The organism is Hyphomonadaceae bacterium ML37, assembly GCA_027627685.1.
Classification (GTDB): Bacteria; Pseudomonadota; Alphaproteobacteria; order Caulobacterales; family Maricaulaceae; genus Oceanicaulis.
Genome location: CP091241.1, coordinates 1,925,573 through 1,939,029 on the forward strand (window position 1 = coordinate 1,925,573; position 13,457 = coordinate 1,939,029).

17 protein-coding genes are annotated in these 13,457 nt (G+C 65.9%); 4 read left to right on the plus strand and 13 right to left on the minus strand.

All coding sequences use genetic code 11. The features are described 5' to 3' along the window. Positions 1-86: 86 nt before the first annotated feature. The 4 genes from L2D01_09455 (at position 87) to yaaA (ending at position 4,196) form a co-directional block, all read left to right on the plus strand. Positions 87-1,019, plus strand: coding sequence for a hypothetical protein (locus L2D01_09455; protein ID WBQ09120.1), 933 nt, complete (start codon positions 87-89; stop codon positions 1,017-1,019). After that, positions 1,016-1,909 (plus strand): MBL fold metallo-hydrolase, encoded by an 894-nt coding sequence (locus L2D01_09460; GenBank protein ID WBQ09121.1) that lies wholly within the window; start codon positions 1,016-1,018, stop codon positions 1,907-1,909. Before L2D01_09455 ends, L2D01_09460 begins: the two co-directional genes overlap by 4 nt. Positions 1,910-1,954: 45 nt before the next feature. Further along, entirely contained in the window at positions 1,955-3,352 is a 1,398-nt protein-coding gene (locus L2D01_09465; protein WBQ09122.1) for an FAD-binding oxidoreductase, read from the plus strand. Between the two features lie 67 nt (positions 3,353-3,419). Then, entirely contained in the window at positions 3,420-4,196 is a 777-nt protein-coding gene (gene yaaA / locus L2D01_09470) for a peroxide stress protein YaaA (protein WBQ09123.1), read from the plus strand. Here the strand turns inward: yaaA and L2D01_09475 are convergent. From L2D01_09475 to L2D01_09535, 13 genes are all read right to left on the minus strand, one after another. Then, on the minus strand, positions 4,165-4,941 hold the full coding sequence (locus tag L2D01_09475; GenBank protein WBQ09124.1) for a DUF6456 domain-containing protein: 777 nt from the start codon (positions 4,939-4,941) through the stop codon (positions 4,165-4,167). The two genes, yaaA and L2D01_09475, sit on opposite strands and share 32 nt — an antisense overlap. Next, on the minus strand, positions 4,938-5,288 hold the full coding sequence (locus L2D01_09480) for a chromosomal replication initiator DnaA (protein WBQ09125.1): 351 nt from the start codon (positions 5,286-5,288) through the stop codon (positions 4,938-4,940). Before L2D01_09480 ends, L2D01_09475 begins: the two co-directional genes overlap by 4 nt. A 133-nt stretch (positions 5,289-5,421) precedes the next feature. Next, positions 5,422-7,146 carry a Na(+)/H(+) antiporter subunit D gene (locus L2D01_09485; GenBank protein WBQ09126.1) on the minus strand — a complete coding sequence of 575 codons (1,725 nt, stop codon included), beginning with the start codon at positions 7,144-7,146 and terminating at the stop codon, positions 5,422-5,424. Beyond that, the gene (locus L2D01_09490) at positions 7,139-7,444 is read right to left on the minus strand and encodes a hypothetical protein (GenBank protein WBQ09127.1); all 306 of its coding nucleotides are present in this window, start codon (positions 7,442-7,444) and stop codon (positions 7,139-7,141) included. Before L2D01_09490 ends, L2D01_09485 begins: the two co-directional genes overlap by 8 nt. Continuing rightward, a complete protein-coding gene (locus L2D01_09495) occupies positions 7,441-8,910 on the minus strand; it encodes a monovalent cation/H+ antiporter subunit D family protein (GenBank protein ID WBQ09128.1) in 1,470 nt (489 codons plus the stop codon). The genes L2D01_09490 and L2D01_09495 overlap by 4 nt, the downstream gene beginning before the upstream one ends. After that, positions 8,907-10,430, minus strand: coding sequence for a monovalent cation/H+ antiporter subunit D family protein (locus L2D01_09500; protein WBQ09129.1), 1,524 nt, complete (start codon positions 10,428-10,430; stop codon positions 8,907-8,909). Before L2D01_09500 ends, L2D01_09495 begins: the two co-directional genes overlap by 4 nt. Positions 10,431-10,435: 5 nt before the next feature. Further along, complete coding sequence (locus L2D01_09505) at positions 10,436-10,840, minus strand: cation:proton antiporter subunit C (protein WBQ09130.1); 405 nt, start codon at positions 10,838-10,840, stop codon at positions 10,436-10,438. Between the two features lie 4 nt (positions 10,841-10,844). Next, positions 10,845-11,285 carry a Na(+)/H(+) antiporter subunit B gene (locus L2D01_09510; GenBank protein ID WBQ09131.1) on the minus strand — a complete coding sequence of 147 codons (441 nt, stop codon included), beginning with the start codon at positions 11,283-11,285 and terminating at the stop codon, positions 10,845-10,847. Next, the gene (locus tag L2D01_09515; GenBank protein WBQ09132.1) at positions 11,285-11,848 is read right to left on the minus strand and encodes a DUF4040 domain-containing protein; all 564 of its coding nucleotides are present in this window, start codon (positions 11,846-11,848) and stop codon (positions 11,285-11,287) included. Before L2D01_09515 ends, L2D01_09510 begins: the two co-directional genes overlap by 1 nt. Then, a complete protein-coding gene (gene mnhG / locus L2D01_09520) occupies positions 11,845-12,201 on the minus strand; it encodes a monovalent cation/H(+) antiporter subunit G (GenBank protein ID WBQ09133.1) in 357 nt (118 codons plus the stop codon). The genes L2D01_09515 and mnhG overlap by 4 nt, the downstream gene beginning before the upstream one ends. Then, positions 12,201-12,527 carry a monovalent cation/H+ antiporter complex subunit F gene (locus L2D01_09525; GenBank protein ID WBQ09134.1) on the minus strand — a complete coding sequence of 109 codons (327 nt, stop codon included), beginning with the start codon at positions 12,525-12,527 and terminating at the stop codon, positions 12,201-12,203. Before L2D01_09525 ends, mnhG begins: the two co-directional genes overlap by 1 nt. Continuing rightward, positions 12,527-13,018, minus strand: coding sequence for a Na+/H+ antiporter subunit E (locus L2D01_09530; GenBank protein WBQ09135.1), 492 nt, complete (start codon positions 13,016-13,018; stop codon positions 12,527-12,529). The genes L2D01_09525 and L2D01_09530 overlap by 1 nt, the downstream gene beginning before the upstream one ends. A gap of 130 nt (positions 13,019-13,148) precedes the next feature. Further along, positions 13,149-13,457: a hypothetical protein gene (locus L2D01_09535; GenBank protein ID WBQ09136.1), complete on the minus strand. Its 309-nt coding sequence runs from the start codon at positions 13,455-13,457 to the stop codon at positions 13,149-13,151.

Consider the following 13,457-nt stretch of genomic DNA (forward strand, 5'->3'; position numbering starts at 1 on the left):
GGCCAGCGCGCACAGGTCACAGCCACTTGAGTTGCGCAGACGTCTGGACGACATAGAGTGCAAATCGGGACCAGGGAGACCCATCCATGAACGCGCGCGCCTGGTGGCACGATTTCGAGCTTGAAGGCGCTGCCCTGAGGGTGCGCGCCACCGGGGTGCGCGTGCCGCTGTCACCGGCGGTGCTGAGCGATTTTGCCCATTGGATGCCTTATTTTCTGGCCGTGAAATCGCTTGAAAAAACGGTGGTGCGCGACGGACCGCGAATCGCCTTCGCGCCGCACACGCCCCGGCCCTGGTTTCTGATCTGGGCCGCGGCGCTGCTGTCCGGCCTGCGCCTCGCCTCAAGCCGGGATGAGGCAGACATTCTGTTCCATTTCGAGGACGCCACCCATTGTGCGCACCCGCATGGGTGGACCGGGCCGGGCATCAACCTTGATTGCGCCGACATCTCCAAATCCCGCGTCGCGCACGCGTTTGAGTCGGTGTTCGACCGCCCGCTCGCCATTGATCCGGAAGTGTTTGACGGCCCGTTCGTGGACAAGTCCGAAATCAATGCCGCCCATGACGGGCGGGTGCACACCAGACCCTGCCAGCGCGAGCCGGGGCGGTGTTACCAGCGGCTGATCGACACGGTCGGCCCGGACGGTCTTGCGGAAGACCTGCGCTGCGCAACCGTGGGCGGGGAAATTGCGTCGGTGTTCGTGAAAAGGCGTCCCGTCGCGCGGCGTTTTGAGAACCATAATGCGCAGGTGCGCCTTACCATGCCCGAGGCGGCGTTCAGCGTCGGCGAGCGCGCGCAGATCGCGGCCTTCTGCGCGCAGCTGCGTCTCGAATGGGGCGGGCTGGATGTGCTGCGCGACCGCGCGTCTGGCGATATCTGGATTGTGGACGCCAACAAGACCGACATGGGCCCGCCCGTGTCGCTGCCGCTGGACGATAAACTCAAGGCCATCCGGCGCATCGCCGCCGCGCTGCGCCGGCATTGTGACGCCCTCCTTCAAGCGAGCCGCCCTGCATGATCGACTTCGTTCACCAGCTTGATGTCGCCTACGCGTCCGTGGAAACGCTATCACCGCTCGTGCGCCGAGTGGTCGCGCGCAATCCGGGCCCGTTCACTTACACCGGCACCGGCGTGTTCATCATCGGTCATGGCGAAGTGGCGGTGATCGATCCCGGGCCCCTGCTGCCCGAACACGAGGCGGCGCTACATGCCGCATTGGCCGGTGAGCGCGTAACCCACGTGCTGGTGACACATCACCATATGGACCACTCCCCCCTCGCCCATCCGCTGGCGCGCCGCCATGGCTGCCGCGTCCACGCCATGAGCCCGGGCCAGGCCGCCAGCGCCGACACCGAGGTGCGCCTTGAGGCCGGTGACGATGCCAGGTTTCGCCCGGATCAGGAAGTCGCCGACGGCGATGTGTTCGCGGGGCCGGGCTGGACGCTGACGGCGCTGCACACGCCGGGCCACACCTCCAACCATGTCTGCTTTGCGCTGGCTGAGGAGAACACGCTGTTTTCCGGCGATCATGTGATGGGTTGGTCCACGTCCGTAGTCAGTCCGCCGGACGGCCATATGGGCGATTATCTGGCGGCCCTGGAGCGGGTGCGCGACGCGCAGTTTGATCTCATCCGCCCCACCCACGGCCCCGCGATCGAAAAACCGCGATCCTTCCTCTCAGCCTATATCGGCCACCGCCGGGCGCGCGAGCGTCAGATCGTGGAGCATCTCGCGGGCGGGCCGCGCCAAATCCGCGAGCTGGTCGCGGCGATGTACGCCCATGTGGACAAGCGCCTGCACCCGGCGGCAGCCCATTCGGTGCTGGCGCATCTGATCCATCTGGTGGAGCAAGGCCGCGTGCGGTGCGACGGCGCCCCGACGCTGGAAAGCCAATACGTCCTGGCCTGATGCAGCCCCTGTTCAGCGCCTCTGCGATCTGCATCAATGCGCCCCATGACCACTGACCCGCTCGACGCCCTCACATCCGCCCTGCCGCCCGCCAGCTGGAGCCGCGATCCTGATGAGATCGCGCCGCATGCGCGCGACTGGCGCGGGCGGTTTATCGGCTCGGCGCCCCTGCTCCTGAAGCCTGCCAGCACGGCGGAAGTCGTGCGCATACTCGACATCTGTCATGCGCGGCGGATCGCGGTCCTGCCCCAGGGCGGCAATACCGGACTGGTCGGCGGCTCCACGCCTCTGGGCGAGGTGGTGATCTCGATGAAGCGCATGAACGCTGTGCGCGCGGTGGACCCGGCCAATGATTCGCTTACCTGCGAGGCTGGCGCGATACTCGAGACTGTCCAAAATGCCGCGCGCGACGCCGGGCGGCTCTTCCCGCTATCTCTGGGCGCGCAAGGCTCGGCGATGATTGGGGGGCTGATCTCGACCAATGCCGGCGGCGTGCATGTGCTGCGCTACGGCATGATGCGCGATCTGGTGCTGGGGCTTGAGGCGGTAATGCCCGGCGGTCAGGTATTGTCGGACCTGGCGGGCCTGCGCAAGGACAATACCGGCTACGACCTCAAGCAGCTCTTCATCGGCGCGGAGGGCACGCTAGGCGTGGTCACGGCGGCGACGCTGAAGCTCTTCGCCCGCCCGGCCTCCACATCCGTGGCCATCGCCGCCGTCAACGATCCGGCGGGCGCGGTGGAGCTTTTGTCGCTGATCAAGGATTCCACCGGCGGAGCCGTGTGTGCGTTCGAACTGATGCCGCGCATCGGGCTGGACCTGGTGGTCGCCCACGTGCCGGGCGCGCGCCATCCGCTGAGCGGGCAGCCGGACTGGTGCGTGCTGATCGAGGTGACCAGCGGCGAGCCGGACCGGGCGGAAATCCTGATGGAGCGGGCGCTGGAGACGGCGCTTGAACGCGGCCTCGTCTCCGACGCCGTGATCGCCCAGTCCGAAGCCCAGGCGGCGGAATTTTGGCGCCTGCGCGAATCCATCCCCGAGGGCGAAAAGGCGCACGGCAAGGCCGCCAAGCATGACGTCTCCGTGCCGGTCTCGCGCATGGCGGCGTTCATGGAGGAAGCCTCCGCGCTGGCTGAAGATGCGCTGGAGGATGCTCTGGTCATCGCGTTCGGTCATGTCGGCGACGGCAATGTGCACTTCAATATCGCGCGCCGCGCGCCCGGCGGCGGCGACGAGTTCCTGGCCCGCGCCGCGCCGGTGACCGCGCAGCTCTACGATCTGGTGGACCGCCATCACGGCTCGATCTCGGCCGAGCATGGCATTGGCACGATCAAGCAGGCCGAGTTCCTGCAGCGCAAACCGGCGCAGGCGGGCGTCATGCGCGCCATCAAGGGCGTGCTCGATCCCCATTCCATCATGAACCCGCGCGTGCTGCTGGGCTGACGCCCGGTTGATTTGACGCGGGCGCTCCAGACCTTATCTCAGGGTGAAAGACTGACGAGGACGCCTGATGCTGATTCTGCTTTCACCCGCCAAGCAACTTGACTTCACGCCCGCCCCGGCGCCGCGCGTGACGCAGCCCGAGCTCATGGACCGCACCCGCATTCTGTCGCGCACCACGCGCCAGCTGAGCGCGGGCAAGCTCAAGGAGCTGATGCATCTGTCGGATGATCTGGCGCAACTGAACCGCGAGCGGTTTCAGGCCTTTGACCCCGAAGCCCCCGGCGGCCAGCCCGCCGCCTTCGCGTTTGCCGGCGAGGTCTATCGCGGCCTTGATGCGCGCTCCATGAAGCCCGCCGATCTTGAATGGGCGCAGGACCATTTGCGCATCCTGTCGGGTCTCTATGGCGTGCTGCGCCCGCTGGACGCCATCCACCCGTACCGGCTGGAGATGGGGACACGCCTGAAAACGCGGTCCGGCGCGACGCTGTATGATTTCTGGGGCGATGATATCGCCAAATCCCTCAAGGGTGATCTCAAGGCCGCGCCTGCACCCGTCGTGGTCAATCTGGCCTCGCAAGAATACGCCAAGGCGGCGCGGCTCAAGGGGCTGGGCGCGCGGGTGATCAGCGTGGATTTCAAGGAAGAGCAGGACGGGCAGCTGCGCGCCCTGATGGTGTTTGCCAAGAAGGCGCGCGGCATGATGGCCCGCTGGATCATCGAAAACCGGATTGAGGACCCCGAAGCGCTCACCCGCTTCAATGTCGACGGCTACCGCTTTGCGGACCGCAACGACAAGACGGACACTCTCCTCTTCACCCGGCCTCAGCCGCCGAAAAAGGGTTAGCGGGCGCGGTCGGCGCGGTCAGGCGGTAATGAACGGCCAGCCGGTCCAGCGCCAGCCTCAGCGCCGGCGCGCCGCTACGCGACGGCCAGCCCAGCTCGCGCTCGGCTGAGCCCATGGGCGCCTCGCGCAGGACCAGCGCAACCAGCAAACGGTCCAGGCCCGGGCCCACAGCTTCCAGCGCGTCCAGCACCCGCGCCTGAGCCGCCAGCCGCCCGGCCGGCGCGTCGGAGCGGTCGCGCGGCGCGCGGCGCACCTTACCGCCGGGCTGTCCACTCCAGTCCATGGTCACACGCGTCATCAGGGCCGAGCGCTCGTAGTCCTGACGCAGGATCGCGGCGGCGGCCAGATGCAGCGGCTCGATCAGCGCGCGCTGATCGCCGCGCGCCCGGGCATAGCGCGCCAGCGGCGAGGACGCGTCGAGATCGGCCTGGACGGTTTGCATCCGGCCCTCAGGCCCCGTCACGGTGCGCACGCCGGTGCGCCGGTGCTGGGCCGCGAAATCGCCTCCCGCCTCATCGCGCCTTAATCGGGCCTGTCCCGCAGCGGTCAGCACCAGGCCGTGGGGGCCAGCCTCCAGCGCGCCATCAGCCTCCGCTTTGCGCGCCTCAGCATCCGCCGCAATGGCGAGCGGGCGCCGTCTGCGGTCCGCGCCTGAGAACACGCCATAGCCGCGCCGCCCGCCCGGCAAGGGCGCCAACACCCGGCCTTGCGCGTCCAGGCGCTTGAGCCAGCTGGGGGCGCTCATGCCGCCAGCTCGCCTCTGGCCCGGCCCGGCCCCGGCAGGCTGCGCAGACACGCCTCCAGCTCGTCCAGGCACTGGTCGAACGCCGGGTCGTCGCGCCGGTCCTCGATGCGGTGACAGGCATGGGCGGCTGTGGAGCGGTCGCGGTCGAACGCCTCGGCGGTCCGCGCCAGGCTCAACTCAAACGCGACATGGGTGAGATAGATGGCGATCTGGCGGCCAAGCGCGGCGCGGGCGGAGCCGCGCGTGGCGCGTGTGATGTCCTCGACGGGAATGTCGAATGTGTAGGACACCGCCTGCTGCGCCAGGCGCGCCCGCGCCAGATCAAGCGCTCGGATTTGGGACTGCATGTGGCTTCCTCCGACCTCAAGCTTTCCGGTTCCGGATGACTATAAGGACGGCGGATAGAAATGAGGATAACTTTCCTATGCAGGGGCGCCGACTCGCTTGTACCGCTTAAAATTCCCGCGTGGGATTACCTCACTACAACGGGGAGAAGTAGGCGACGATCAGAACCGCCGCCAGCAGCACGCCGGTCCAGATCGCCATCAACCCGGACGGGAAGATGCGTGACAGCGAACCGGCCGGGCTGAACACGTTGAACAGGCGGTTTGTCCAGCGCTTGATCACCACGCCAAGCCCGCGCTCGCTGGCGCCCGCCAGGAGAACGCCCATCGCGCCGCCCCAGCGCACCACGCCGTCGCCCACCCGGCGGTACAACCAGTCCACGTCCAGAATGGCGCGATCACCGCGCAGCGGGAACAGGTTCAGCCAGACCATGACGGCGAACGCGAAGGCGCCCGCCAGCAGGATCTGCACCTGCCCGATGATATTGTCGGCGGTGTAGGGTTCGTAATCGATGGCGAAGGGCAACAGGCCGTAGAGCCCCTGCCAGTGACTGCCCAGATAGATGCACAGGAACGCCGCCAGCCCCATGGCGAGGAGCATGTTCAGCGGCGCTTCCTTGACCTTGTAGCCGCGGTCCTGCCCGAAGAAGGCGAAGAACGGCACTTTGAGCGCGCTGAGCTCCATCACGCCGGCGGCCGCGAAAACCAGAATGCCATAGACCAGCATGTCGCCATGATAGGACACCGCCGACAGGACCAGCGTCTTTGTCACGAAACCGGAAAAGAGCGGCGCGCCGACCAGGGCGAGCGCGCCGATTATGGACAATGCGCCGGTGATCGGCATGGAGCGGAACAGCCCGCCCAGCTCGCTGACCTTGGCGGTGCCGGTGCGATGCATCACCGCGCCGATCACCATGAACATCAGCGCCATGTAGAACACGCCAACAAAAGCGTTGGCCGCCGCGGCGTTCAGGCCCAGCGGCGTGCCCACGCCCACGCCCACCACCATGAAGCCCAGCTGGTTGTTGAGCGCATAGGCGAGCGTGCGCCGCAGGTCATTCTCCACGATCACGAACAGGATCGGGAACACCGCCATGATGGCGCCAATGGTGATCAGGATTTCGGTTCCGGCAAAGCCACGCGCAAGCGCGTAGATCGCGAGCTTTGTGGTGAAGGCTGAGAGCACCACTGCGCCCACGCCCGTCGCCTTGGGATACGCGTCCTGCATCCACATGTGCAGAAGCGGGAAGGCCGCCTTGATGCCAAACGCGATCAGCAATACGAGCCCCGCCGGATCGTCCAAGCCGATGGCGTCAAATGTCCACGAACCGGTCTGGCTGGCCCACAATGCGGCGCCGCCCAGCAGGAGCACGCCCGACAAGACCTGGATCGCCAGATAGCGCAGGCCCGCGCGCTGGGATTCCGGCGTGCCGGCCGCGAAGATCAGCGGCGCGGAGAACAGCGCCGTCAGCTCCCAGAACACGAACAGGGTCAGGAGATCGCCCGCGAACACCGCACCCACGGCCGCACCGGCATAGATCAGCGCCGAGCCGTCAGATATCCGGCTGCGCTCGTGCAGGGCGTAGATGCCGTTGAGGAAAGCAGCCAGCAGAAACACCAGCGCCCAGATGCGCGACAACCCGTCATAGCGGAACGTCTCCAGCGTCATAGGCCCGAGCTCGATGACGGCGTAGACGCCCGGCTCACGCGTCGCGAACCAGGCCGCCAGGCCCAGCAGCGGCGCAGCGATCATCACAACCTTGCGCGCATGGGACCAAGGCAGGGCCAGCGCCAGCACGCCGCCCAGGATCAGGAACAGGGCCGGGTTCACGCCATGGAGGGCGCCGAACAGATCAGTCATCACGCCCCTCCCCGCTGACATCGCCTGCGGCACGCTCGTAATAATCGCCGCGGCGGCCCAGCACCCAGCGCACGCCCCAACCCGCCAGGATCGCCGCCAGCGTCGCCGGGATCAGCACCAGCTCGTAGGTTCCGGTGACGGTGCGGTACTTGGCGAAACCGTCCTCGGTCAGAAAATATTCCAGACCAAACCCGATCAGATTGAGCGCACCCAGCGCCAGCACCAGGGCGAGGCCGATAAGGCCTCCCGAAACGCGCGGCAGCCGTTTGGCGCTCTTGTTGGTCTTCGGCGCGTTCATGGCGTCATCTCCGTCATGAAGACCGGCGTCAGATAGTCGATCAGCGGCCCGATGGCGAAGAACAGCACCACGGTTCCGATGGCGGTGATCAGCGGCGCCACCCAGACCAGGGCGGGCGGCAGACCGGGCGTCATCGGACTGGTCTCGGGCGCCGGCTTCAGAAAGCCGCGGATCGCGATGGGCAGGAGATAGCCGATATTCAGAAGGGTGGAGGCGATCAGCACCGCGATCAGCCAGGGCTGACCGGCGCCGGCCGCGCCTTCCATCAGGAAGATTTTGGGCCAGACCCCGCCAAAGGGCGGCATGCCGATAATCGACAGGGCTCCAATCAGGAACACGGCAAATGTGACCGGCATGAGCCTGCCCAGCCCGTTGAGCTGGGAGATGTCGGTCTTCTTGGTGCCGGTATAGATCGAGCCCGCGGCCATGAAGAGCGTGATCTTGCCATAGGCGTGCATGATGATCTGCAAGGCCGCGCCCATCAGCGCCAGCGGGCTCGCCAGCATGGCGCCGAGCGTCACGTAGGACAGCTGGCTGACCGTGGAATAGGCGAGCCTGGCCTTGAGATTATCCTTGGTCATCGCCATCACCGACGCGATCACGATGGACGCGCCCGCGATCCAGGCCAGCACATTCGCGGCCGGCAGCGTCTCGATATATTGCGGGCCGAAAACATAGACCGACACTTTCAGGATGGAGAACACGCCCGCCTTCACCACCGCCACCGCATGCAGCAGCGCCGAGACCGGCGTGGGCGCCACCATGGCGTTGGGCAGCCAGGGATGGGTCGGCATCAGCGCCGCCTTGCCGATCCCGAAGGCGAACAGCACCAGAATGATCGATCCGGCGACCGGCCCGACCCCGCCCATAATGCCGCCGGCTGTGAAGTCCGTCGTGCCGGTCAGGGCATAGGTGGCGAAAATCGCCGGCAGGAACAGGCCGATGGAGGTCGCCAGCAGAATGCCCAGATAGATCGAGGCGCCCTTGCGCGCCTTGGCGTCGCCCTTGTGCGCCACCAGCGGATAGGTCGCGAGACTGAGCGCCTCGTAGAAGAAGAACATCGTGATCAGATTGCCCGACAGGGCGATGCCCATGGCCGCGGCGATGGAGATTGTGAAGCAGAAGTAGAACCGGGTCTGGTCCTTCTCCTTGTTCCCGCGCATATAGCCGATGGAGTAGAGCGAGTTCACGATCCAAAGCCCGCTGGCCACCATGGCGAACACGGCGCCCAGCGGCTCCAGCGTGAACTTCAGCGACAGGCCCGGCGCGATCTCCAGCAATGTCAGCGCCGGGCGGTCGCCGGCCGCTTCCACCAGATAGGCGACCACAATGGCCAGCGCGACAGCGGTGATCAGGGTCGCCGCTTCACGCAGGTTCGGCCAGCGGCCCAGCAACAGCACGCCGGCGCCGCCGACCAGCGGCAGGATCAGGGCCAGAGCCAGCGCGAGTTCAGGGGTCCAGGTCACGGGTTCACCCCCGCCGCAATGGCGGCGTCAGCGGCGGCGCGCGCCATGTCCACAATAGGTTCAGCCCAGACGCCGAACACCAGATTGGCGCCAGCCAGCACGGCCAGCGGCACGGCGATAGCCAGCGGGACGCGCTTGGGCGATGTCTTGCGCGCTTCGTCGGGCGGCGTCACCCAGATCGCGACCAGGATGCGGTAGACGTAGAACACCGCAATCACCGAAGAGATCAGGATAGCGGCCACGGCCCACCACCAGCCCGCGTCCAGCGCGGCTGCGATGAGATAGAATTTGGAGATGAAGCCCACGGTGAACGGCACGCCCACGAGCGACAGCGCGCCGATGGTGAAGGCCGCCGAGGTCATGGGCATGACCTGGCCCAGCCCCTTGAAATCCTCGATCCGCCGGATGCCGTAGGACAGGGCGAATGCGCCCAGCGCCATGAACAGCGCGCCCTTCATCATGGCGTGATTGATCAGGTGCAGCATGCCCGCCGACAGGCCCAGCGAAGTCGCCATGCCCAGGCCCAGCATCATGTAACCCACCTGCGCCACGGACGAGTAGGCGAACAGGCGGCGCACATTGTTCTGGAACAGGGCCTGGGTGGAGGCCACGAGCATGCCCGCAATGGCCAGCGGCGTGATCACCCAGATCATGGCGTTGGTCACGAAGCCGGTGCCGATGGAGAACACGTCATAGCTGAAGCGGATGATGACGTAGAACGCCACTTTGGTGGCGGTGGTGGCCAGGAATGTGGTCACGAAATTGGGCGCGTACGCGTAGGCGTTGGGCAGCCACTGATGCAGCGGGAACAATGCGGCTTTCAGCCCGATTCCGACCAGGATGAAGGCGAAGCCTACTTCCACCGCGCGATTGCCGTTCAGGTCGGCGATGGCCCGGCCCATATCGGCCATGTTGAGCGTGCCGGTGGTCATATAGATGAAGCCGACGCCGATCACGAAGAAGGTCGCGCCGATCGTGCCCATCACCAGATAGTTGAACGAGGCGGTGAGCGCCTGGCGGTCCTTGCTCCAGCCCATGGCGATAATGGCGTAAGTCGCGATGGAGGAAATCTCGAGGAAGACGAAGAGGTTGAACGCGTCCCCCGTGCTCGCCACGCCCGACAGGCCGGCGAAACAGATCAGGAAGGCTGCATAGAACAGCGAGCGCTTCTGGCGCGAGATCTCGTCGGCCACGCTGGGGCCGGCGAACAGCACGGTGAGAAAGCCTGTCGAGCCCAACAGGAGCAGAAGCGCGGCGTTGAGCGCGTCAATCCGGAACTCGATGCCCAGAGGCGGCGCCCAGCCGCCCATCGCGTAGGACAGGACGGCGCCCTCGGCGCGCGTCGCCAGGAATATCTCGACGGCCAGCACCAGGGCTGATCCGACGCCCAGCACGGTCATGCCCCACGCCACGCGCCCGCTGGTGATCATGGCGGCGGGGGCCGACAGGATCAGCGGGATCATGACCAGCAAGGCTGGCGCATGGGCCGCGATTGCGGCCGGGAGAAACTGCGGCTCCATCGCCCCTACACGCCTCTCTTCAACTCGTCATCGTGGTCAATCTCGGACAATTCATCGTCCTCGATGGTGCCGTAGATCTCGCGGATGCGCACCACGAGCGCCAGCCCCATGGCCAGCGTCGCCACGCCGACGACGATGGCGGTCAGGATCAGCACGTGGGGCAGCGGGTTGGCGTAGACCGCATCGTCCGGAATCGTGCCCGCAGACAGATCGGAATAGTTGAATATCGCAGGCGCGCCGCCTGTCACCTTGGCGGTGGCGATGTAGAGCAGGAATACCGAGGTCTGGAAAATCGACAGGCCCACCATGCGCTTGACCAGATTGCCCGTGGCGATGACGGCGTAGAGGCCGACCATCATCAGCACCAGGATCACCGCGAAGGTGAAGCGATCGCCTAGGATCTCAAGCATCGCCTCAGTCCTCCGCCGTGTCATCGCTGCGCTCGCGCCCGGCGAACGCATAGAAAATCGCAATGATCACGGCCGTCACGCTGGTCAGCACGCCAAATTCCACCGCCACGATGCCGATATGCTGGCCCAGATAGGTCCGATTCGGGTCGAGCACGGTGTAATCGAGAAAATTGCCGCCCATGAACAACGAGACAAAGCCCACGCCGGCGAAGATGAGCGCACCCAGCGCCATGCCGATCCGCGCCCACCAGGGCGGCACCGCTTTGCGCGCGGCGCCCATGCCGAAGATCAGTGCATACAAGATCACGCCTACGCCCAGCACCACGCCCGCCGAAAACCCGCCGCCGGGCGAGTACTCGCCATGGAAGTGGACGTAGAAGCCGAACAGGAAGATCAGCGGGATCAGCAGCTTGGAAACGACGCGGAGGACGATATACGGGTTCATCAATTGTCCTCCCCGCGCTTGCCGCGTCCGGATAGGTTGAGCAGGAGCGCCACGCCCACACCCGCGGCGAACACCACAAAAACCTCGCCCATGGTGTCAAAACCGCGATAGCTGGCCAGCACCGCCGTCACCACGTTGGGAATATTGATCTCTTCGGGCGTGCGCGCGATGTAGTCCATGCCCACGCCGGAATTGGCCGGGCTGTCGGCGGCGCCATAGACCGGCAGATCGCCCAGCGCGTAGAACACCGCCGCGCCCGCCGCCGTCATCACCACCAGCGCCGCCCAGTGGCGGAAGGCCGTGGTGGGTTTGGCCTCGCTCGAGGTGAGCAGCATGGCGGCCAGCAGCAATACCGTGGAAATGCCTGCGCCCACCGCCGCTTCTGTGATCGCCACGTCCGCCGCGCTGAGCGATACAAACCAGGCGGCAGCGATCAGCGAGTACACGCCGGTCAGCATGACCACGGCGAACAGGTTCTGCAGGCGGATCACGGCCAGGCCGATGACCAGCAGCATCACCATGAACAGATAATCGAAAAGCTGGGTGATCTCCGCGCCGTTCATTGCGCTTCCTCCCGCTTTTCGTCAGAGCGCCAGCGGCGCAGCAGCGGCTTGAGGCCGGAGCGGTAGGCGGCATTGGCCACGGCATGGGTCGAGGTCGGGCTGGTCAGGAACACGATGAGCCCGAGGATCGCCAGCTTCACGCTCACCAATGTGAAGCCCGACTGGATGATCAGCCCCATGATGACCAGCTCGGCGCCCAGCGTATCGGTGACGCCGGCGGCATGCATGCGCGTGTAGAAATCAGGCAGGCGGATCACACCGATGGCCCCCGCCAGCACGAGGCCGGCGCCGGTCAGCATGAAGGCGGCCGAAGCCAGCGCCTGGGCGACGCCGAGCCAGAACATCCAGTCCATCACTCGCCCTCCCCGTCCTTGCGCGCCGCACGCGGTTCTGAATCGAACAGCGCCACATCCAGCGAGCGGTAGCTAAAGAATTTCAGGATCGCGATGGTCGCCACGAAATTGATCAGGGCATAGAGCAGCGCAATGTCGAGACCGTCGGCGCGCCCGACCGCCAGCGAGAACACGGCCAGGAACAGGACAATCTTTGTGCCGAACGCGTTCACGGCCAGCACGCGGTCATAGAGCGTCGGGCCGATAAACAGACGCACCAGCATGAGCGCCATGGCGGCGACGATCATCAGTGCGACGATGATGTCCACAAAGCCGGTAAAGTTCATCAGCCGGTCTCCCCGGTGGCGGTCTTCACCCGGCGCTCGAACGCGCGGAAGCCTTCCTGGCTGGCGAACGATTCGTCCAGCGCATGCAGGATGAACCCGTTCTCCTGGATCTCCATGGTCACCGTGCCCGGCGTCAGAGTGTAGGAGTTGGCCAGTGTCGCGCGCGCTACGTCGTCGCGCAGCGTCACCGGCGTGCGCGTCACGACCGGCTTGATCTCGATCACCGGCGACAGGACGATGCGCAGCACGGCGATGTTAGCGGTCACGATCTCACCCGCCAGCCAGCCCCAATAGCTGTAATAGCGCACCCGCAAATAGGGCGTGGACTCACCATCGAGCAGGCCCATGCGCACGGTCATGAAGACCGTCACGACAATCGAGAAGATCGCCAGCGACAGGATGGGCTGCTTGAGCCCGTATCCGGACAGCAGCGCCCACATCGCGGCGAGCACGATGGTCAGGGTCACGCCATAGAGCCATTTGCGGGTCAAAGCCCGGTCCTCCCTGGAAAGGTGACAGCTGAGATCGGCGAACGAATTGGCACGGTTTCTAGGCAAGGCGCGGCGCGAATTCCAGCGAAACCGGTGCGTTGCACGCCAGTTTCTTCATATGGGCGCGCGATTAGAACCGCTCGCCGCGCACCACTTCGACATCATAGCCGTAGATGATTCCCGGATAGCGCTCGAAGAACACAGCCGCCTTGTCGAACACGCGCTCGGCAGTCTCGGCTGTGGTGACGGCGTGAACGATCTTCATCTCCACGGCCTCGAACACCCCGTCCCTGCTCCAGTCACCCGCAATGCCCGAGCCCTCGCGCCCGTCAATGACAGTGAAGCCCGACACGCCGCAGCTGCGGATCAGATCGACCAGCCGGCGCAGATGCGCGGCCTCCACGATGGCGATGACTTTCTTTCGGATCGATCGGGCCAT